General features: G+C 61.8%; 16 protein-coding genes. 9 read left to right on the top strand and 7 right to left on the bottom strand.

Translation table 11 applies throughout. The annotated features are described in order from the left end of the window. Positions 1–6: 6 nt before the first annotated feature. Together AC07NR_RS10795 and AC07NR_RS10790 are read right to left on the bottom strand one after the other, a co-directional pair. Positions 7–1008 (bottom strand): phosphate ABC transporter substrate-binding protein PstS, encoded by a 1002-nt coding sequence (locus AC07NR_RS10795; protein ID WP_085708814.1) that lies wholly within the window; start codon positions 1006–1008, stop codon positions 7–9. A gap of 154 nt (positions 1009–1162) precedes the next feature. Further along, positions 1163–2461: an MFS transporter gene (locus tag AC07NR_RS10790; RefSeq protein WP_423204564.1), complete on the bottom strand. Its 1299-nt coding sequence runs from the start codon at positions 2459–2461 to the stop codon at positions 1163–1165. A gap of 379 nt (positions 2462–2840) precedes the next feature. Here AC07NR_RS10790 and AC07NR_RS10785 point away from each other — a divergent pair, with 379 nt between their 5' ends. Beyond that, on the top strand, positions 2841–3245 hold the full coding sequence (locus AC07NR_RS10785; RefSeq protein WP_003229628.1) for an acyl-CoA thioesterase: 405 nt from the start codon (positions 2841–2843) through the stop codon (positions 3243–3245). Between the two features lie 59 nt (positions 3246–3304). Continuing rightward, positions 3305–4204 carry a D-hexose-6-phosphate mutarotase gene (locus AC07NR_RS10780; RefSeq protein WP_495078547.1) on the top strand — a complete coding sequence of 300 codons (900 nt, stop codon included), beginning with the start codon at positions 3305–3307 and terminating at the stop codon, positions 4202–4204. A 48-nt stretch (positions 4205–4252) separates the two neighbouring features. Here the strand turns inward: AC07NR_RS10780 and AC07NR_RS10775 are convergent, their stop codons facing one another. The 5 genes from AC07NR_RS10775 to AC07NR_RS10755 form a co-directional block, all read right to left on the bottom strand. Next, a complete protein-coding gene (locus AC07NR_RS10775) occupies positions 4253–4789 on the bottom strand; it encodes a DUF3299 domain-containing protein (protein ID WP_085708811.1) in 537 nt (178 codons plus the stop codon). A 90-nt stretch (positions 4790–4879) separates the two neighbouring features. After that, on the bottom strand, positions 4880–5125 hold the full coding sequence (locus AC07NR_RS10770; protein ID WP_114886415.1) for a GlsB/YeaQ/YmgE family stress response membrane protein: 246 nt from the start codon (positions 5123–5125) through the stop codon (positions 4880–4882). Between the two features lie 111 nt (positions 5126–5236). Continuing rightward, positions 5237–6319 carry a 5-(carboxyamino)imidazole ribonucleotide synthase gene (locus AC07NR_RS10765; protein ID WP_085708810.1) on the bottom strand — a complete coding sequence of 361 codons (1083 nt, stop codon included), beginning with the start codon at positions 6317–6319 and terminating at the stop codon, positions 5237–5239. A gap of 10 nt (positions 6320–6329) precedes the next feature. Then, a complete protein-coding gene (gene purE, locus AC07NR_RS10760) occupies positions 6330–6821 on the bottom strand; it encodes a 5-(carboxyamino)imidazole ribonucleotide mutase (protein WP_007954291.1) in 492 nt (163 codons plus the stop codon). Between the two features lie 212 nt (positions 6822–7033). Continuing rightward, entirely contained in the window at positions 7034–7942 is a 909-nt protein-coding gene (locus AC07NR_RS10755; protein WP_248740371.1) for a LysR substrate-binding domain-containing protein, read from the bottom strand. A gap of 180 nt (positions 7943–8122) precedes the next feature. On the opposite strand from AC07NR_RS10755, the gene aspA reads away from it, so the two are divergent. The 7 genes from aspA to AC07NR_RS10720 all read left to right on the top strand — a co-directional run bounded on the left by aspA (position 8123) and on the right by AC07NR_RS10720 (position 20548). Further along, positions 8123–9547 carry an aspartate ammonia-lyase gene (gene aspA, locus AC07NR_RS10750; protein ID WP_085708808.1) on the top strand — a complete coding sequence of 475 codons (1425 nt, stop codon included), beginning with the start codon at positions 8123–8125 and terminating at the stop codon, positions 9545–9547. A gap of 430 nt (positions 9548–9977) precedes the next feature. Then, entirely contained in the window at positions 9978–11423 is a 1446-nt protein-coding gene (locus AC07NR_RS10745; protein ID WP_085708807.1) for an alanine/glycine:cation symporter family protein, read from the top strand. Between the two features lie 99 nt (positions 11424–11522). After that, positions 11523–12527 (top strand): asparaginase, encoded by a 1005-nt coding sequence (locus AC07NR_RS10740; protein WP_495078546.1) that lies wholly within the window; start codon positions 11523–11525, stop codon positions 12525–12527. A gap of 87 nt (positions 12528–12614) precedes the next feature. Next, positions 12615–13613: an AraC family transcriptional regulator gene (locus AC07NR_RS10735; protein WP_495078545.1), complete on the top strand. Its 999-nt coding sequence runs from the start codon at positions 12615–12617 to the stop codon at positions 13611–13613. Positions 13614–13745: 132 nt separating this feature from the next. After that, positions 13746–14771: a histone deacetylase family protein gene (locus AC07NR_RS10730; RefSeq protein ID WP_495078544.1), complete on the top strand. Its 1026-nt coding sequence runs from the start codon at positions 13746–13748 to the stop codon at positions 14769–14771. Next, complete coding sequence (locus tag AC07NR_RS10725) at positions 14768–15868, top strand: polyamine ABC transporter substrate-binding protein (protein WP_248740368.1); 1101 nt, start codon at positions 14768–14770, stop codon at positions 15866–15868. Before AC07NR_RS10730 ends, AC07NR_RS10725 begins: the two co-directional genes overlap by 4 nt. A 141-nt stretch (positions 15869–16009) precedes the next feature. Continuing rightward, the gene (locus AC07NR_RS10720; protein WP_495078543.1) at positions 16010–20548 is read left to right on the top strand and encodes a dermonecrotic toxin domain-containing protein; all 4539 of its coding nucleotides are present in this window, start codon (positions 16010–16012) and stop codon (positions 20546–20548) included. The last annotated feature ends 21 nt before the right edge of the window (positions 20549–20569 follow it).

Below are 20569 nucleotides of genomic sequence, written 5' to 3'. Positions count from 1 at the left end.
AGTTTGTTACTTTTTTGCGACTTCAGCGCCGCCTTCCTGCAGACCCAGGTCAGCCAGTGCTTTTGCAGCAACCTTGGCCGGCAGTGGGATGTAGCCGTCTTTCACTACCACTTCCTGGCCCTGTTTCGACAGAACCAGTTTCACGAACTCGGCTTCCAGCGGGGCCAGAGGCTTGTTCGGGGCCTTGTTCACGTACACGTACAGGAAGCGGGACAGTGGGTACTTGCCGTTCAGGGCGTTTTCTTCGCTGTCTTCGATGAACTCGGTGCTGCCTTTCTTCGACAGAGCAACGGTTTTCACGCTGGCGGTCTTGTAGCCGATGCCCGAGTAACCGATGCCGTTCAGGGAGGAGCTGATCGACTGCACGACCGAAGCCGAGCCTGGTTGTTCGTTGACGTTAGGCTTGTAGTCGCCTTTGCACAGGGCTTCTTCCTTGAAGTAGCCGTAGGTGCCGGATACCGAGTTACGGCCGAACAGTTGAACCGGCTTGTTGGCCAGGTCGCCGGTCACGCCCAGGTCGCCCCAGGTTTTGACGTCGGCTTTGGCGCCGCACAGACGGGTGGACGAGAAGATCGCGTCAACCTGTTCCATGGTCAGGTGCTGGATCGGGTTGTCCTTGTGTACGAATACAGCCAGGGCGTCCACGGCAACCGGGATAGCGGTTGGCTTGTAGCCGTATTTCTGTTCGAAGGCCGCCAGTTCGGTGTCCTTCATCTTGCGGCTCATCGGGCCCAGGTTGGAGGTGCCTTCGGTCAGCGCAGGTGGCGCGGTGGCGGAGCCAGCGGCCTGAATCTGGATGTTTACGTTCGGGTATTCTTTCTTGTAGTTCTCGGCCCACAAGGTCATGAGGTTGGCCAGGGTATCGGAGCCGACGCTGGACAGGTTGCCCGACACACCAGTGGTCTTGGTGTAGCTCGGGATCGACGGGTCAACAGCGGCGAACGCGTTGGCGGTCGCAACGCCAGCAGCGACAAAAGTCATTGCCGCCATCAAACGCTTCAGTTTCATGCCTTACTCCTAGCAGATAGGGGGTGTTAAGTCGGGGCCAAGTATCAGCAGGCCGTGTGAACACTCTATGGCTGAAATATGACAATTGGATGAAAGGCCAGCATCCCCTGTCGGAAGGCTGGCCTTTCAGTTGTAACCGAACGTGTGGGATGAATTACCGCCCCTTGCTCCACAGCCAGGCGCCGACCAGGATCCCCATCCCGCACAGCACCGCCACGTAATAGGCCGGCCCCATCGCACTTTCTTTCAGCAGCAGGCTGACCACCATCGGGGTCAGGCCGCCGAAGATCGCGTAGGCGACGTTATAAGAGAAGGACAGACCGCTGAAGCGCACCACCGGCGGGAACGCCTTGACCATCACGTACGGCACCGCGCCGATGGTGCCGACCAGGAAACCGGTCAGTGCATACAGCGGGAACAGCCAGCCCGGGTGATCGGCGAGGCTGTGATAGAACGTCCAGGAGCTGGCCAGCAAGCCCAGGCAGCCGAACACGAACACGCGACCGGCGCCGAAGCGATCCGCCAGCGCGCCGGAAATGATGCAACCCAGACTCAGGAAGACGATGGCCAGGCTGTTGGATTGCAGCGCCATCGTCGGCGAGAAGTGATAGACCGTCTGCAGCACGGTCGGGGTCATCAAGATCACCACGACGATGCCGGCGGACAGCAGCCAGGTCAGCAGCATCGAGACCGCGATGGCCCCGCGATGGTCACGCAGCACCGCGCGCAGCGGCACTTCTTCGGCCAGGGCCTTGCGCTGTTGCAGTTCAGCGAACACCGGGGTTTCGTGCAGCCAGCGGCGCAGGTAGACCGAGAACAGGCCGAACACGCCGCCGAGCAGGAACGGAATCCGCCAGGCGTAATCCGAAACTTCCACCGGCGTATAAATGCTGTTGATCGCGGTGGCGACCAGCGAGCCGAGCAGGATGCCCGCCGTCAGGCCGCTGGTCAGGGTCCCGCAGGCATAGCCGACATGCTTTCCGGGTACGTGTTCGGAAACGAAGACCCACGCCCCCGGCACTTCACCGCCAATCGCCGCGCCCTGAATGACGCGCATCAACAGCAGCAGGATCGGCGCCCACATGCCGATCTGCGCGTAGGTCGGCAGCAGGCCCATGATCAGGGTCGGCACGGCCATCATGAAGATGCTCAGGGTGAACATCTTCTTGCGCCCCAGCAGGTCGCCGAAGTGCGCCATCACGATCCCGCCCAGCGGCCGCGCAAGGTAACCGGCAGCGAAGATGCCGAAGGTCTGCATCAGGCGCAGCCACTCGGGCATGTCGGCCGGGAAGAACAATTTGCCGACCACGGTGGCAAAGAACACGAAAATGATGAAATCGTAGAACTCCAGCGCACCGCCCAGGGCCGATAGCGACAGAGTCTTGTAGTCATTGCGGGTCAAGGGTCGTGCGGGTTGGTCCGGCTGCGCGATGCTCGAGGGCGCTGTGGTCATGGCAAGGTCTTCTCTTATAGTCGGATCTGCCGCCACAACAACGCTGGCTGTGGCTCGGGCAGGTTCGGCACCATAGCAAATTGTTCGAAAAAGCACATAGAGGCGCGTATTTGACGGTCGAAATGAGAACCGGATGGTCGTCGCGGAGTCTACCGACCGATATACTCGCAATCCTGCTCCCGCTTGTAGGGGGTTGCTGTGCGAAAACGTCGTTGGTCGCCTTGGCGCGTGGATCCAGCCGGTTTCGCAGAGTTTCCCCTTTAGGCGCCTTATGGAAAACGTGACGAACGTAGTATGTTCGGTGCTGAATCGTTTTTCCTGAAGACGGCTACCACCAGCAATACCCAACGAAGAGTCACGGGTCAGAGGCACCCCCGGCATGATAGAGCTCGAACAAGAAGATCCGATCCCGCAAGGCGACCTGGCCCTGCAAATCACCGCGCTTCCTCGCGAAACCAACGGCTTCGGCGATATTTTCGGCGGCTGGCTGGTGGCGCAGATGGACCTGGCCGGCACTGCAATGGCCAGCCGCGTCGCCGGTGGCCGTGTCGCGACCGTTGCCATTGACCGCATGGCGTTTCTGGTGCCGGTGGCCGTCGGCGCGCAATTGTCCTTCTATACCCAGACCCTGGAAATCGGCCGCAGCTCGATCCAGATGATGGTCGAGGTGTGGAGCGACGACCCGCTGTCCAGCGAGTGGCGTAAAGTGACCGAAGCGGTGTTCGTGTTCGTGGCCATCGATGGCAGCGGTCGCACCCGTTCGGTTCCGCCACGCGCACGTTAAACCTCGCGGCCGTTTGAAGGTCGATAGTCGTCCCAAGTTGCTGATTCGAGAGTTGTCCCATGAACACGCCCAACGTTGAAGCCGTGAAACTGGATGAACTGAACTGCTGGCGCATCCGCCACGGTCAGGCCGAAGTGCTGGTGGCCCAGCAAGGCGCGCACATCCTCAGTTATCAGGTGGACGGCCAGCCGCCGCTGATCTGGCTGAACGACAAGGCCGTGTTCAAGACCGGCAAGAGCATCCGCGCCGGCGTGCCGGTGTGCTGGCCGTGGTTCGGCGTCTTCGCCCGCAACCCGCAGAGCGTGCAGGCCATGCGCGTCAGCGAAGAGCCGGCGGCCGCCCACGGGTTTGTCCGGGCGATGGACTGGGAGCTGGGCGGTATCGAAACCGAGGGCGAAAGCTTGAAGGTGGAATTCACCCTGCCCTACCCTGAAGGCGGGTTTGCGGACTGGCCGCATCAGGTCGACCTGACCCTGACCCTGCGCCTCGACGATCAGCTGCACATCAGCCTGACCAGCCACAACCGCGGTGCCGACACCGTCAGCATCAGCCAGGCGCTGCACAGCTATTTCGCCGTCAGCGATGTGCGCAACGTACGCGTCGAAGGCGTGGACGGTCTGGAATACATCGAGACCCTGGATGACTGGAAGACGCACACCCAGCAAGACGACCTGCGTTTTGCCGGGGAAACCGACCGCATTTACCTCGACGCTCCGCCGCAATTGAGCATCGTCGATCCGGCCTGGGAGCGGCGCATCGTGCTGACCGCTACCGGCTCACGCACGGCAGTCATCTGGAACCCTTGGATCGACCGCGCCGCCGCGTTCAGCGACATGGATAACGATGGCTGGCAGCGGATGTTGTGCATCGAAACGGCGAATGTGATGGATGACATCGTGACCCTCGCGCCGGATGCCAGCCACACCATGGGTGTCAGCGTCGGCAGCAAGCCGCTCTGAAAACAAAAATCGCAGCCCTTGGGCTGCGATTTTTTTTGCTTCTCGGGATTACAGATCCTTTTCCTGCACCACCCGCACCTTGTCCGCTTCCAGCGCATAGGCTGCATCGGCCAGGTCATTGCTGACCTTTTCGATCTTCAGCGTGCCGGTCACCCACAGCGGCGTGTAGATGTCGTCCAGCTTCAAACCCTTGGGGTAGCGCACCAGCACCAGTTGATTCGGTGGCGGTGGCGGCACGTGGATGCAGGCGCCCGGGTACGGCACGAGGAAAAACAGCGTGCTGCGGCCCTTGGCGTCCGACTCCAGCGGCACCGGATAACCACCGATGCGAATGTGTTTGTCGTTCATCGACGCCACGGTCTTGGTCGAATACATAACCGCCGGCAAACCCTTGGCCTGCTTCATCCCGCCTTTCTGGGTGAAGGTGCCGGTGGCTTCCGGAGAGTTGTGGTCGATTTCAGGCATGGCCTCGAGGGCTTTCTGATCCGACTTGGGCATCAGTTCCAGCCAGTCGGTTTCCGGCAGTTCGCCGGCGTGGGCCAGACCGCTGCCCAGCAAAAGGAGAGTCAACAGAAGACGGCGCATGAAGATGCTCGTAGGAAAAAGGAAACAGTAAATCGCCGAGCATTCTAGCCCTCTCCACCGGTTTGGCAGAGAGGGCTTTATCGCTTTGGATCAGTTCTTTTTGATCAGGCCGTAGATCACCAGCAGGATGATCGCGCCCACCAGCGCACCGAAGAAGCCGGCGCCCTGGCCCGCGTGATAAATGCCCAGAGCCTGGCCGCCGTAGGTGGCTGCCAGCGAACCGCCGATGCCCAGCAGGATGGTCATGATCCAGCCCATGCTGTCGTCGCCCGGCTTGAGGAACCGTGCCAGCAGGCCGACGATCAGGCCGATAAAGATGGTTCCGATAATTCCCATGGCATTTCCCTCTGAATTGGTCGATAGGCCAAAGCCTAGTCAGACTTTGGCATCCTGCCATCAGAGAACGGCGGCCCCTAATGGTTCCGCCGCTGCCAGATGAAACTCTCGTTATTCGGCGATCAGCGCCTCGACCTTGAGGATCTGCTGTTCGAGGGTCGCCTTGTCCTTGCAACGCAGGTTGGCGTGACCGACCTTGCGCCCGGCCTTGAAGGCCTTGCCGTAGTGATGCAGATGGCAATCGTCGATGGCGATGACCTTCTCGACCGGCGGAACCACACCGATGAAGTTGAGCATTGCGCTCTCGCCGACCTTGGCCGTCGAACCCAGCGGCAGACCGGCAACGGCCCGCAGGTGGTTCTCGAATTGGCTGCACTCGGCGCCTTCGGTGGTCCAGTGACCGGAGTTGTGCACGCGCGGGGCGATTTCGTTGGCCTTGAGGCCGCCGTCGACTTCAAAGAACTCGAACGCCATCACGCCGACATAGTCCAGCTGCTTGAGGACGCGGCTGGAGTAGTCTTCAGCCAAAGCCTGCAGCGGGTGACCGGAACTGGCGACCGACAGCTTGAGGATGCCGCTGTCGTGGGTGTTGTGCACCAGCGGATAGAACTTCGTCTCGCCATCACGGGCACGCACGGCGATCAGCGACACTTCACCGGTGAACGGCACGAAGCCTTCCAGCAGGCAAGGCACGCTGCCCAGTTCGGCGAAGGTATCGACCACGTCTTCCGGCTTGCGCAGGACTTTCTGGCCCTTGCCGTCGTAACCCAGGGTGCGGGTTTTCAACACGGCAGGCAGGCCGATCGAAGCGACGGCGGCGTCCAGATCGGCTTGCGACTGGATGTCGGCGAACGCCGGGGTCGGAATCCCCAGGTCCTTGAACATGCTCTTCTCGAACCAGCGGTCACGAGCGATGCGCAGGGCTTCGGCGCTCGGGTAGACCGGCACGAACTGCGAAAGGAAGGCCACGGTTTCAGCCGGGACGCTTTCGAACTCGAAGGTCACCAGATCGACTTCATCGGCCAGCTGACGCAGATGATCCTGATCGCCGTAATCGGCCCGCAGGTGTTCGCCCAGCGCAGCGGCGCAAGCGTCCGGCGCAGGGTCGAGGAAAGCGAAGTTCATGCCCAGCGGGGTGCCCGCCAAGGCCAACATGCGACCCAACTGGCCGCCACCGATTACACCGATCTTCATCTCAACAACCTCAGGCAATACGTGGGTCTGGATTGTCCAGGACGCTGTCCGTCTGCTCGGCACGGAAGGTCTTCAGTACCGCGTGGAATTGTGGATGCTTGGCGCCCAGGATGCTCGCCGACAGCAGCGCGGCGTTGATCGCACCGGCCTTGCCGATGGCCAGGGTGGCAACCGGGATGCCGGCCGGCATCTGCACGATCGACAGCAGCGAGTCGACGCCCGAAAGCATGGCCGACTGCACCGGAACGCCCAGCACCGGCAGGTGGGTCTTGGCCGCACACATGCCTGGCAGGTGGGCCGCACCACCGGCACCGGCGATGATCACCTCAATGCCGCGGCCTTCGGCCTCTTCAGCGTACTGGAACAGCAGATCCGGGGTGCGGTGGGCAGACACCACCTTGACCTCGTACGGGATGCCGAGCTTTTCCAGCATATCGGCGGTGTGGCTAAGGGTGGACCAATCGGACTTGGAGCCCATGATCACGCCAACCAGTGCACTCATCGTCGCGCCTCTTCTCTCTGGGCGCCCGCAGGCGCGTCAAAAACAACAAGCCACGCAGATTGCGTGGCTTGTTGTAGGAAAAATGGCCGGACGAACCGGCCGAAGGCCGCGCAGTATACCGCAAAGAAAGCAATAAACAGCCCCCGTTGCGACCATCTGTCAAATGAGCCAAAGCCCCGGTTTTATTGACTCAAAGGTCAGCGCCAGCGCATTCAGGAAGATTGTGCGGCACCGCCTTCAAGCTTGCGCCACAACAACCGCACATTGGCCTTGCGCACCAGCGCGCAGCGGTACAGGCGAATTTCCAGCGGCACATGCCATTGCGGGCCGCCGCAGACCACCAGTTCGCCCCGGGCCAGTTCGGCCCGCACGCTCAATTGAGGCACCCAGGCAATGCCGAGGCCTTCCAGGGCCATGCTTTTAAGGCTGTCGGCCATGGCGGTTTCATAAATCGTGGTGAAGCGCAGCTGTCGCTGGCGCAGCAAGCCGTTCACTGAACGGCCGAGAAATGCCCCGGCGCTGTAGGCAAGCAACGGCACACTGGCCTCGCCTTCCAGATCGAACAACGGCTTGCCATCCGCGTCCGCTGCGCAAACCGGGAGCATTTCGGTCTGGCCCAGGTGCAGTGACGGGAAGATTTCCGGGTCCATCTGCATCGCTGCGTCCGGGTCGTAGAACGCCAGCATCAGATCGCAGCCACCTTCACGCAGCGCGTGCACCGCGTCGCCGACGTTGGTCGCCACCAGCCGCGTGGCGATGTTCAGGCCTTCGTTGCGCAGTTGCGCGATCCAGCGCGGGAAGAAACCCAGCGCCAGCGAGTGCGCCGCCGCGACCTGGATCACTTCACCCTGCCCGCCTTCCAGGTGATGCAGATGGCGCAGCACTTCACCGAGCTGTTCGACCACGGTGCGCGCGGTCACCAGAAACAGTTGCCCCGCTGCCGTCAGTTCGACCGGCGTGCGCGAGCGGTTGACCAGCGTCAGCCCGAGCGCGGCTTCCAGGCTGCGGATCCGCCGACTGAAGGCCGGCTGGGTCACGAAGCGCCGTTCGGCTGCCTGCGAGAAGCTGCGGGTGGCGGCCAGGGCACTGAAGTCCTCGAGCCATTTGCTTTCCAGATTCATCACGTCCTCCCGGACACGCACCAAAACAGGTCACACGTCTGCCGCGCACGCGGCGTCACACGGGCATTATGCCGAATGTGCATAGGGCAGTGTTTAACAGCATTGGCCCAAAAATTCCCACAAGCCTAGCATTCGCAGCGTTCCGGCACAGACCGGGTCCATATCGAGATGATTTCTATCATGTCCTCCGCTGCATCATTCCGCACAGAAAACGACCTGCTTGGCTCCCTGGAAGTCCCTGCTCAAGCGTATTACGGCATCCAGACCCTGCGAGCGGTGAACAACTTCCGCCTCTCGGGCGTTCCGATTTCGCACTACCCGAAGCTGGTTGTCGGTCTGGCGATGGTCAAACAGGCCGCCGCTGACGCCAACCGTGAGCTGGGCCACCTGAGCGAAGCCAAGCACGCTGCCATCAGCGAAGCCTGTGCCCGTCTGATCCGCGGTGATTTCCACGAAGAGTTCGTGGTCGACATGATTCAAGGTGGCGCCGGTACCTCCACCAACATGAACGCCAACGAAGTGATCGCCAACATCGCGCTGGAAGCGATGGGTCACCAGAAAGGCGAGTACCAGTACCTGCACCCGAACGACGACGTGAACATGGCGCAGTCGACCAACGACGCCTACCCGACCGCGATCCGCCTGGGTCTGCTGCTGGGTCACGACGCGCTGCTGGCCAGCCTCGACAGCCTGATTCAGGCATTCGCGGCCAAGGGTGAAGAATTCAACCACGTCCTGAAGATGGGTCGTACCCAGCTGCAAGACGCCGTGCCGATGACCCTGGGTCAAGAGTTCCGCGCATTCGCCACCACCATGGGCGAAGACCTGGCCCGTCTGAAGACGCTGGCCCCGGAAGTCCTGACCGAAGTGAACCTGGGCGGCACCGCGATCGGTACCGGCATCAACGCCGACCCGCGCTATCAGGCCCTGGCCGTACAGCGTCTGGCCCTGATCAGCGGTCAACCGCTGGTTCCAGCCGCCGACCTGATCGAAGCCACCTCCGACATGGGCGCCTTCGTGCTGTTCTCCGGCATGCTCAAGCGCACCGCGGTCAAGCTGTCGAAGATCTGCAACGACCTGCGCCTGCTGTCCAGCGGCCCACGCACCGGCATCAACGAAATCAACCTGCCGGCACGTCAGCCAGGCAGCTCGATCATGCCAGGCAAGGTCAACCCGGTGATCCCGGAAGCCGTGAACCAGGTTGCGTTCCAGGTCATCGGTAACGATCTGGCGCTGACCATGGCAGCCGAAGGCGGCCAACTGCAACTGAACGTGATGGAGCCGCTGATCGCTTTCAAGATCCTCGACTCGATCCGTCTGCTGCAACGCGCCATGGACATGCTGCGCGAGCACTGCATCGTCGGCATCACCGCCAACGAAGCGCGCTGCCGCGAACTGGTCGAACACTCGATCGGTCTGGTCACCGCACTGAACCCGTACATCGGCTACAAAAACGCCACCCGCATCGCCCGTATCGCCCTTGAAAGCGGCCGCGGCGTGCTGGAACTGGTGCGCGAAGAAGGTCTGCTCGACGACGCCATGCTCGCCGACATCCTGCGCCCGGAAAACATGATTGCTCCGCGTCTGGTGCCTCTGAAGGCCTGATCCGACGCGTTACTTGTAGCACCGCTCACCAGGTCGAGGGACTAGACACCTCTCACCTTTTGAGGGCTTGGGGATCATTCCCCAAGCCCTTTTTTTTAACTATTTGAAAGGACAATCGTCTTCTGTGGGAGTCATCCCGCAAAAGCCCCGACGCCGGTAACGTCGGGTGTTTCAAAGCTTCGTTTCGTCGCTTGCACCACAACCGTGCAGACGGGCGCCGCACTGATCGGTATAGTGCCGCCCCTCTTCGCGTGAGCGGTCGTCGGTAACGAGGCCATAACCCATGCGAAACCCGAACTAATAACAAACCCGCGATATGGATCCGGGACGAAACCCTCGCCTCGCCCGTTGTGCCGCGCGCACACCGGTGTAACGCGATGTTTCCGACCATCCAGCATTTGCTTACACAATAAACAGCGAGGAAAAATCCATGCTCGAAGTCATCAACGACTTCCTCTCAGGGAAAGTACTGATCGTGCTCATTGTCGGGCTCGGTAGCTACTTCACGATTCGCTCGCGTTTCGTTCAATTGCGCCACTTCTTCCACATGTTCGCGGTGTTCCGCGACAGCCTCAAAGGCAGCGCCGGTCAACTCAGCTCGTTCCAGGCCCTGATGCTCAGCCTCGCCGGCCGCGTCGGTGCAGGCAACATCGCCGGTGTCGGCATCGCCGTGACCCTGGGTGGTCCGGGTGCGGTGTTCTGGATGTGGGTGACCGCACTGGTCGGCATGTCCAGCAGCTTCTTCGAATGTACTCTGGCCCAGGTCTACAAGCGTGCCGATGGTGATGGTCTGTACCGTGGCGGTCCGGCCTACTACATCCAGCACGGCCTGAAGCTCAAGGGCATGGCGGTGGTGTTCTCGATCCTGCTGCTGGTCACCTACGGCTTCGCCTTCATCGGCCTGCAGTCCTACACCGTGACCCACTCGCTGCAAAACGCCTTTGCCTTTGACCCGCAACACACCGGTATCGTCCTGGCTGTGCTGTTGGCCATCACCTTCATCGGCGGCATCAAGCGCATCGCCTCGGTGTCCGACCTGCTGGTTCCGGTCAAGACCCTGGCCTATATCGCCGTGACCCTGTACGTGATCGGCACCCAGATCGAACACGTACCGGCCATGCTGGTCACCATCTTCAAGAGCGCCTTCGGTCTCGACCCGGCCTTCGGTGGCCTGCTCGGCAGCGCGATTGTCATGGGCGTGAAGCGTGGCGTGTTCGCCAACGAAGCGGGCCTGGGCAGTGCGCCGAACGTCGCCGCCGTGGCGGCCGTGAAGCACCCTGGCGCTCAGGGCGTGGTTCAGGCGTTCAGCGTGTTCCTCGACACCTTCGTGATCTGCACCTGCACCGCGCTGCTGATCCTGCTTTCGGGCTTCTACACCCCGGGCTTCGAAGGTGACGGCATCGTCCTGACCCAGAACTCGCTGGCCGCCGTGGTCGGTGACTGGGGCCGCATGTTCGTCAGCGTCGCGCTGTCGCTGTTCGTCTTCACCTGCATCCTCTACAACTACTACCTGGGCGAAAACAGCCTGCAGTTCCTCACCCGCAACCGCGTTGCGCTGATGACGTTCCGCGGTCTGGTCCTGGCGCTGGTGGTCTGGGGTTCGATGCAGGACCTGTCGACCGTGTTCGCCTTCGCCGACATCACCATGACCTGCCTGGCCTTCGTCAACCTGGTGGCCCTGGCCCTGCTGTTCAAGGTCGGCATGCGTGTGATGCGCGACTACGACGAACAGCGCCGCGCCGGCGTCGACCAGCCAGTGTTCGACTCCAGCAAGTTCGCCGATCTGGACCTGGACCTGAAGGCCTGGCCAACCAGCCCGTCGGCGGCTGCCAAGGCTGACGCTCAGGCGCAAGGCATCCCTGCAGCGCAACGCTGATCGGGAAAAAACCGGGCGCAGGTCTTGCGCCCGGCGTGACACAAGCGGCGGTCAGCGTCATGCTCGACCGCCTGCTGTCTTCGTTCAGGAGAACTCCCCATGAATTCCTCGACTTACCCTGCCGCCCAGCACGTCATGGTGCTGTACACCGGTGGCACCATCGGCATGCAGGCCAGCGCCAACGGTCTGGCCCCGGCCTCCGGTTTCGAAGCGCGGATGCGCGACTACCTGCACGGCCAGCCTGAACTGGTCGTACCGCAGTGGCGCTTTCGCGAGATGTCGCCGCTGATCGACAGCGCCAACATGACACCGGCCTACTGGCAGCAACTGCGCGAAGCCGTCGTCGACGCCGTCGATGTGCAAGGCTGCGACAGCGTACTGATCCTGCACGGCACCGACACCCTGGCCTACAGCGCCGCCGCCATGAGCTTCCAGTTGCTCAGCCTGCATGCCCGTGTGTGCTTCACCGGCTCGATGCTGCCGGCCGGCGTCACCGACAGCGACGCCTGGGAAAACCTCAGCGGCGCGCTGGTCGCCCTCGGCCACGGCCTGGCGCCGGGCGTGCATCTGTATTTCCACGGCGAGCTGCTCGCCCCGACCCGTTGCGCGAAAGTGCGCAGCTTCGGCCGTCACCCGTTCAAACGCCTGGAGCGTCAAGGCGGCGGCGTGAAAGCCACTTCCCTGCCCGCCGCGCTGAACTACAACCAACCGAAGCAACTGGCAAAAGTTGCCGTGCTGCCGCTGTTCCCGGGCATTGGCGCCGAGATCATCGACGGCCTGCTCGACAGCGGCATTCAGGGTCTGGTGCTGGAGTGCTACGGCAGCGGTACCGGGCCGAGCGACAACCCGGAATTCCTCGCCAGCCTCGGCCGGGCGCGGGACAGCGGCGTGGTCGTAGTTGCAGTCACGCAGTGCCATGAAGGTGGTGTGGAACTGGATATCTACGAAGCGGGCAGCCGCTTGCGTGGCGTCGGTGTGTTGTCCGGTGGCGGCATGACTCGCGAGGCAGCGTTCGGCAAATTGAATGCTTTGCTGGGGGCAGGCCTTGAGACGGCTGAAGTGCGGCGTCTGGTTGAACTCGACCTGTGCGGCGAGCTCAGCTGATCGCAACCGGCCGTGGGAGCTTCGCCGCTCCCTCGGCCCGGCATGCAACTTGCTGCCGTTTCCAGCATCCCAAGGCTGGAAGATCCTATGCTCCACTCCCACCTCACCACGCTCAATGCGGTCTCGCTGATCCTCAACACGTTCAAGACCGAAGGTCTGTCCAGCGAAGCACTGCTCGCCGGCAGCGGCATCAGCGCGGCGGATCTGAGCCGGGCCGACACCCGCATCACCACCAATCAGGAGATGCAGGTCTGTGCCAACGCAGTCGCGCTCAAGCACGACATCGGCCTGGAACTGGGCCGGCGCATGCATGTTTCCTGCTACGGCATCCTCGGTTACGCGCTGCTGACCTGTGCCACCTTCGGTGACGCTTTGCGCCTGGCGATCCGTTATCCGGCGCTGCTGGGAACACTTTTCGAGCTGAGCCTGGAAGACGACGGCGAACGTGTCTGGTTCGCCGCCGCCGACTACCGCGAGAGTCCGTCGATGGCGGTGTTCAATGCCGAGTTCTGTCTGGTATCGCTGAAAGTCATCTGCGACGACCTGCTCGGCCATCCACTGCCACTGCTGGCCGCCCGCTTCGAACACGCCGCGCCGGATTACCGCGACAGCTACGCCGAACACTTCAAGGCGCCTCTGCATTTCGGCGCCAAGGACAACGCCTTCGCCTTCGACCGGCGCTGGCTCGACCAGCCGCTACCGCTGGCCGACATCATCACCCATCAAGCCATGGCCGAGCGCTGCCGCAAACAGAACACCGAGTTCACCGGTCGCCAGGCGTGGCTGGGGCGAATCCGTCAGTTGCTCACTGCGCAACTCAATGCCGCACCGGGGCTGGAAGGTCTGGCGCAGCAGATGAACTGCTCGCCGCGGACGCTGCGCCGCCATCTGAAAGACATGGGTTGCAGCTATCAGGAACTGCTCGACGAACTGCGCTTCGAGCGGGCCAAGCAGATGCTTTGCGAAGATCAACTGCCGATCTACCGCATCGCCGAAACCCTCGGCTTCAGCGAGACCGCAAGCTTCCGCCATGCCTTCGTGCGCTGGAGCGGCGTGGCGCCGAGTCAGTTCCGCCCGCACGGTTAAACCGTCGAGGGGCGATATCAGGTCAGCATTTTTGGCCATATCGATCCCCTTTTGGCCTCTCTGGCCGTTCTCCGTTTCGCCCCGCGCCGCAACACTGGAGCCAACCGAATCAGCCCCTGCGGAGAACAACAAATGCTGACGATCTACTCTGACGATCACCACCTGCACCATGGCCGCTGCGAATTGATCGACGGGCAACTCAAGCCTTGCTTCGAGATGCCGTCCCGCGCCGACCACGTGCTGCAACGGGTAAAAAATCAAAACCTCGGACCGGTCGAGGCACCGAAGGATTTCGGCCTCGGGCCGATCGAGCGCATCCACAGCCGCGACTACCTCGACTTCTTTAAAGGCGCCTGGGCGCGCTGGACCGAGTTCAACACCGACGGCGATTTGCTGCCTTACACCTGGCCCGCGCGCACCCTGCGTCAGGTCAAACCCACCAGCCTGCATGGCCAGCTCGGCTATTACAGCTTCGACGGCGGCGCACCGATCACCGCCGGCACCTGGCAAGCGGCGTACAGCGCAGCGCAAGTGGCGTTGACCGCCCAAGCGGAAATCCAGCGCGGCGCCCGTGGTGCCTTCGCCCTGTGCCGTCCGCCGGGACACCACGCCGCCGGCGATTTGATGGGCGGTTATTGCTACCTCAACAACGCCGCCATCGCAGCGCAAGCGTTCCTTGATCAGGGCCACAAGAAGGTCGCGATCCTCGACGTCGACTATCACCACGGCAACGGCACCCAATCGATTTTCTACGAGCGCAGCGATGTGCTGTTCACCTCGATCCACGGCCACCCGGAAGCGGAATTCCCGTTCTTCCTCGGCTACGAGGACGAGCGCGGTGAAGGGGCCGGCGAAGGCTTCAACTTCAACTATCCGCTGCCGGCCGGTTCCGGTTGGGATGTCTGGAGCGCGGCGCTGGATCAGGCCTGCGCGGAGATCGAAAACTACGGCGCCGACATCATTGTCGTGTCGCTGGGCGTCGACACTTTCAAGGACGACCCGATCTCGCAGTTCAAGCTCGACAGCCCGGACTACCTGGCCATGGGCAAACGCATCGCCGCCCTCGGCAAACCGACGCTGTTCGTCATGGAGGGTGGCTACGCGGTGGAAGAAATCGGCATCAACGCGGTGAACGTGCTCGAAGGTTTCGAACAATGAACAGACTCAAGCACTTCATCGCTCCCGCGCTTTGTGCGGCACTGCTGAGCGGCGCCGCACACGCCGAAGAACGCACCCTGCGCGTCTACAACTGGTTCGACTACATCACCCCCAAGGCCCTGGAAGACTTCAAGGCGCAGAACAGCCAGACCAAACTGGTTTACGACATCTTCGACACCAACGAAGCACTGGAAGCCAAGCTGCTGACCGGCAACTCCGGCTACGACGTGGTGGTGCCGTCCAACGTGTTCCTCGCCAAGCAGATCGAGGCCGGAGTGTTCCAGCCGCTGGATCGCAGCCAGTTGCCGAACTGGAATCACCTCGACCCGAAACTGATGAAGCTGATCGAGGCCAACGATCCGGGCAACAAATTCGCCGTGCCGTACATGTACGGCACCATCCTGATCGGCTTCAATCCGGCCAAGGTCAAGGCGGCATTGGGTGACAACGCACCCGTGGACAGCTGGGACCTGATCTTCAAGGAAGAGAACATCAGCAAGCTCAAGCAATGCGGCGTGGCCCTGCTCGACTCGCCGTCGGAGATCCTGCCGCTGGCCCTGCAACACCTTGGCCTGGATCCCAACAGCAAGAACCCGGCGGACTACACCAGGGCCGAAGCGTTGCTGATGAAGATTCGTCCGTACGTGACCTACTTCCATTCGTCCAAGTACATGGCCGATATCGCCAACGGTGACATCTGCGTCGCGGTCGGTTATTCGGGCAGCTTCTCGCAAGCCGCCAACCGCGCCAAGGAGGCGAAGAACGGCGTGGTGGTCGACATGCGCCTGCCGAAGGAAGGGGCGCCGATCTGGTTCGACATGCTCGCGATCCCGAAAGGCGCGAAGAACCCGCAGGACGCCTACACCTTCATCAATTATCTGCTGCAACCCCAGGTGATCGCGCCGGTCAGCGATTTTGTCGGCTATCCAAACCCGAACAAGGACGCCACCGAACATGTCGATCCGGCGATCCGCAATAACCCGAATCTGTACCCGACCGATGCGGCGATGAATACGCTGTACACCCTGCAACCGCTGCCGCGCGACGCGGAGCGGGCGCGCACCCGGGCGTGGACCAAGATCAAGTCCGGCACCTGACGCCAGCCACTGAAAAGACCCGCCTTCGCGGGTCTTTTTTTGCGGTATCCATGTACCGCACCGTGTCCCCGGCAAGCCTTTAACGTGTCCCGATCCCGGCGTTGCAGGAGAGCGCCGCTACCGACAAACAAGGACACGGACATGCCTGAAACTCACCGCCCCGACATCGCCGATCTGCAAACCCGGCTGCTGTCCGGACCGTCACTCAGGGACGCCGCATCGAATGCCTTGCGCCCGGCGCTGAAGGTCCTGTACCCGGATCTCGACATCGACCCGCAACTGGCAATCGTGGTGACCCCCACCTGGAGCATCGAAGACGATTACGTCGTCGCCGGACCCGAACAGTTTGAATCACTCACCGACGTTCTTGTACGCCTGGGCGTCCATGGCACCACGGTGACATGGCTTGATGGCGAACACTTTCTGACGCGCCAACCGGGGAGCGAACCGATCATTCATCTGCCGGTGAAAATCGAAGCAGTCGGCCGCCTGGTCAACGAGCTCGCAACACTACTGTTCGTGGCGTACCAGGAGCAGCAACTCGCCTACTGGAACACCGCCACCGCAACGGATGAGCCACGCTGGTATCAGCTGTCGGATGCCTTGCGGGAGCAGTGGAACGTCGTCGATTCACAAGGATGGGACGCCGAACGACTGGCCATGGCCAGAACCGTGTACCGGTTTCCCGACAAGCGACAGCGGCTGCACAACGACCCATACAAGACACGTGCGTGTCTGATCGATATCGACCGCAATGACAACACGGAAGACCGTCATCTGACTGTATTGCCAATCGCTGTTCTGACGGGCACTTCGGGTCAGCGCACGATCATCAGCACCTGTTCCGTCACCCAGGGATTTCGCCATTTCGATTCATACGATGCCCTTGGCGATGCACTGACTGCGCTGCTGACCCCCTTGACCCGCGCGAGCCACCTGAAGTGGCGACTGTTCGAACCCGATGGCAACTTCTTCGATCATCAGGCCTGCACGCTGCTGGCACTGGATGCGGACGTCATCGGCTCATTCGGCCAGCCACTGCGCGCAAGCGATACCTCAGCCCTCCCCTTCGGCGAAAGCCTGACAGCAAACACACGGGCAGCCTCTGATTTCGAACAACTGCGGCCGCTACTGCCACACTGGCTGGACAACGCCTCCACTGCCGACCAGACCTGTTTCAGCCGGCACCTGCTGGACCTGGCAATCCTGCAAAACCGCACCCACGGAAAGACCTTTCAACGCGAGATTCCCACGCTCCACGCCTACACCGTGGAGCAGTTGACCGCCCAGATTCGCAAGGATCATCCAGCGACACCCGACATCAAGGTCGAGAACATCGAGATCACCATCACCAGCCTGGTCGTGTGGGGTACGTTCGTCGTACCGGGACAGACAGAAACCCTGACGCTGACGCTCATCGAACTGGCACTGCAGAACCTGACCGGTCTGCCGACGGGCATCAAAACCGTTCGCCATGTGGACGGCTCACCCCTTCCGGGCTGGATGACCCCGTCGTATCTCGAGACCCTGGTGACCACGGTGGACATCGGCAATGTCTACCCCGCCATGCTCAAGCGCCGGCTGATCGAAGATCCGGTCGAGGCGCCTGCCCTGCGCCGGCTGTACACCGATCAGTTGCCGATCGAACTGGCGTTGCTGGCGCTGCAATGCAAGATTCGCGGCGAGAGAGGCCTGGATGAACAAGGTTATCGCTATGTCGTCGCGGCACTCGCCACGGCCCCCGCTGACCGGCTGGTGAATGGTCAAAGGATCGTGGTCCGCCCGCTGGCATTCCAGGCCCATCGGACCAACAGCAGCACCGACACCGTGGCCAACATGTTCATCATTGGTCCCGAGGATGCCGACAAGGGTCCGTGCCTGCTCTATCGACCTTTGCTCGACCCGCCGCTGACCCAGTATCCCGGCCAGACCAACTTGCTGTATGCGATCCAGCACTCCCGAACACTCCGGCAGTCGGTGCTGGCCTGGTTGCCTGACGACGTGCGCTTCAATTATTCCCAGTACGTGTTTCCCGGCACGCTGATGTCGGTATGGACCCTCCCGCAATTGCTGGTCGACCCCACCGTCGCGCTGGACATGACCGGGCCGGTCATACTGGCGCACGACAATGCCATCGAAGCGGATGTAGCGACAGCGCTGTTCAATGCCAATGTTCAGGCCATGATCACCCAGGCCGACCGTCAGTCCGTGTCCAACGCCGAAGCCCGCTGGGCAACGCTCAAGCACGGTGGCTGGATGTTGTTCAACGCAGCCTTGCCATTCCTGGGTCGCAGCATTGGCACTGCCGCGTGGATCTGGCAGATCACGGATGACCTGCAAGCCTTGATCGATGCGCAAAACGAAACACCGGGGACCATCGAGTGGTCGGCCCTGACCGATGTGTTGCTCACGCTGGGCATGATCCTCGCCCACCGGGCAGCGTCCAACCGACAGACACAGCATCGAACGGTCATCGCGCCAGAGGAGAAGCCCTTGCCGCTCAAACCCGAAATCACGCGCCTCGGGGACATTGGGGGAGCGGTTTTTCCATCCGCTCATGAAACGTCACTGGTCACCATGGGTGCCCTGAGCCGGTCAAAGCCGTCACTCGGCATGCTCCTCGACACACTGAAGGTCGAGAAGCCGGCGTCACTCGTCGGGCCCGCGAGCGCGGGACCGCACCAACACCTCTACAGCCACGCAGCGAAGTGGTATGCACCGGTGGGCGAGCGCTGGTTCGAGGTGTCCATCAACGACGATGATCTGATGCAGATCATCGACTCGCGCCAACAGGTCATTCGCACGGGGCCGCTGCTGACCCATGACGCAAAGGGGCAGTGGTTCATCGACCTGCGATTGCGTCTGCGGGGAGGTGGACTGGGCAGTCGACGTAAAAAAATGCAGCAGGAAAACCAGCGGCGGCTGAACCAGAAAAAAATCTCGCTGGCCGCTTTCGAAGCCACTCTGGAGGACAAACAGCAAGAATTGATCAGCGTACGCAAGGCGATGCTTGGCGCCACACCGCAGGCTGCCGCGGCTGCACGCCAGCACTTTCTCGACACCCTGGATACCCAGATCAGGGCATACGCCGCCCACACCCATGATCTCAGGGCCCTGAATGCGCTGGAACCCGTTCCGAACTACCGCTCCGCCATGGTCGAACGCCTGTCGCTGCAACTGTTTTTGATGCAGTCCTGGCTTAACGAGCAATCCGTGGACTTTCGCGATGGCTTGCGCAACACGCTGACGCTGCTGGACGAAGAACAGCCCGTGCGCGGCCCTGAGCGCTCGGCCTCCTTTACCCGCATGACCGACATGACTCAGGGCATGATCGAAAAAATCGAGCTCGCCAATTCGCGCTTCCAGGAGCTCAGCCTGCTGGGCAGGGAAGCCTGCGAGGTCACGCGTGTCTACAAGGCCAAACTGCCGCCCTTCACGCTCAGTGATCTCAAACTGTTGCAGATCACCCTGGCGGAACACCTGTGCCTGAAAGAAGAGCCCGTCCCGAGCCTGGACGCACAGATGGCAATCGATCGTCTGATCGACGACGCCAGCCTCAACATTCGCAGCGCTCTGGATCTTGGCGGCGATGAAAGCCTGCTCAACCTCGGAGAACGGATTGAGGCCATGGACACACTGGCCCAACAGTTTTCCGCCATCGACCAGCGCTTTACCGACCTGGTTGCCGAGTTTCCCGAATACATCATTGCCGATCGCCTGGAGCATGTACGTACGCGCGTGGCCGAATTCGGCCAGGACACGCTGACCCACCTGACCCGCCTTCTGCAGGAACGGCGTCTCGTCGAGCCGACACCCGGCCCATCCCGGCCCGCTACGACGCCCACGAAAAAGGTCATCAAGACCCGCTTCAAAGGCACACTGGTCGGTGAGCCGCGCAAAGGCGCAGACGGCAGGGACACGGGGCTGGTTGACGTCAAGGCCCCCTTGACCGGCAAGATCATTGCCACTTTCCATGAAAAAACGCCGGGTGTCTGGCTGCGCAGAGTCACCGCTCGCCCCGCGCCCGAAAGGCCTGCGCCCAAACTGGCAGACAGTCTCGCCAGCGGCCAGGCGTTACTCGACGGGCTCGCGGAATTCGACCGACGCACACAGGCTCAGATCAGACGTGCACCCAGAATTCCGGCCGAGATTCAGGACCTCTACCAGCAGCATGCCGGACGTTTGCGGGAGGTCATCAAACACATCGATCAGTCGCTGCTCGCCAGCAACCGCACCGAGGAACGAAACAATGCGGCCGTCACCCTGCGCAATGCTCTCGAGAGCGCAGTCGGCACGCTTCACGAGACAGGCCGCAATACCCGCATCCGGATGATCAAGGAACAACCACCCACGGCCGCACGAGTAGAGTGGCTCAAAAGCGAGGGCGAAGTGGACATCGCCAAAGTCACCACCCGGCGCCGACTCAAAGGGCCCGGGAAAGACTATCTGGACGAGTACGAGGTGCTCGATCACAGAACCCGCGAGGTACTGTGGTACGCCCATTTCCACTACGCCAATACGACGGATCCCGTCGGATCGTTCACCGCCGCGCATCTGAAAACCGTTGCACAGAGGCGACTGGGGGGCGCCATCGAACAGGACAATGCAGGTCAGGAACTGATCGCCATTTATCGCAGCGAGATCAGTCATGCGCTGGCTTCTTCGATGTTCTTCAGCTGATGTCCACAGGTCGCGACGGAC

It is taken from the genome of Pseudomonas sp. GW821-FHT09C09 (assembly GCF_059418105.1).
This window is presented reverse-complemented; position numbering and strand designations above follow the sequence as displayed.

Excerpts from the sequence above, each read along its gene's own strand:
- AC07NR_RS10795 (WP_085708814.1), bottom strand. The coding sequence starts at position 1,008 with ATGAAACTGAAGCGTTTGATGGCGGCAATGACTTTTGTCGCTGCTGGC.
- AC07NR_RS10735 (WP_495078545.1), top strand. The coding sequence starts at position 12,615 with ATGCTCCACTCCCACCTCACCACGCTCAATGCGGTCTCGCTGATCCTC.
- aspA (WP_085708808.1), top strand. The coding sequence starts at position 8,123 with ATGTCCTCCGCTGCATCATTCCGCACAGAAAACGACCTGCTTGGCTCC.
- purE (WP_007954291.1), bottom strand. The coding sequence starts at position 6,821 with ATGAGTGCACTGGTTGGCGTGATCATGGGCTCCAAGTCCGATTGGTCC.
- AC07NR_RS10780 (WP_495078547.1), top strand. The coding sequence starts at position 3,305 with ATGAACACGCCCAACGTTGAAGCCGTGAAACTGGATGAACTGAACTGC.
- AC07NR_RS10745 (WP_085708807.1), top strand. The coding sequence starts at position 9,978 with ATGCTCGAAGTCATCAACGACTTCCTCTCAGGGAAAGTACTGATCGTG.
- AC07NR_RS10725 (WP_248740368.1), top strand. The coding sequence starts at position 14,768 with ATGAACAGACTCAAGCACTTCATCGCTCCCGCGCTTTGTGCGGCACTG.
- AC07NR_RS10770 (WP_114886415.1), bottom strand. The coding sequence starts at position 5,125 with ATGGGAATTATCGGAACCATCTTTATCGGCCTGATCGTCGGCCTGCTG.
- AC07NR_RS10720 (WP_495078543.1), top strand. The coding sequence starts at position 16,010 with ATGCCTGAAACTCACCGCCCCGACATCGCCGATCTGCAAACCCGGCTG.
- AC07NR_RS10775 (WP_085708811.1), bottom strand. The coding sequence starts at position 4,789 with ATGCGCCGTCTTCTGTTGACTCTCCTTTTGCTGGGCAGCGGTCTGGCC.
- AC07NR_RS10790 (WP_423204564.1), bottom strand. The coding sequence starts at position 2,461 with ATGACCACAGCGCCCTCGAGCATCGCGCAGCCGGACCAACCCGCACGA.
- AC07NR_RS10755 (WP_248740371.1), bottom strand. The coding sequence starts at position 7,942 with ATGAATCTGGAAAGCAAATGGCTCGAGGACTTCAGTGCCCTGGCCGCC.
- AC07NR_RS10765 (WP_085708810.1), bottom strand. The coding sequence starts at position 6,319 with ATGAAGATCGGTGTAATCGGTGGCGGCCAGTTGGGTCGCATGTTGGCC.
- AC07NR_RS10730 (WP_495078544.1), top strand. The coding sequence starts at position 13,746 with ATGCTGACGATCTACTCTGACGATCACCACCTGCACCATGGCCGCTGC.
- AC07NR_RS10785 (WP_003229628.1), top strand. The coding sequence starts at position 2,841 with ATGATAGAGCTCGAACAAGAAGATCCGATCCCGCAAGGCGACCTGGCC.
- AC07NR_RS10740 (WP_495078546.1), top strand. The coding sequence starts at position 11,523 with ATGAATTCCTCGACTTACCCTGCCGCCCAGCACGTCATGGTGCTGTAC.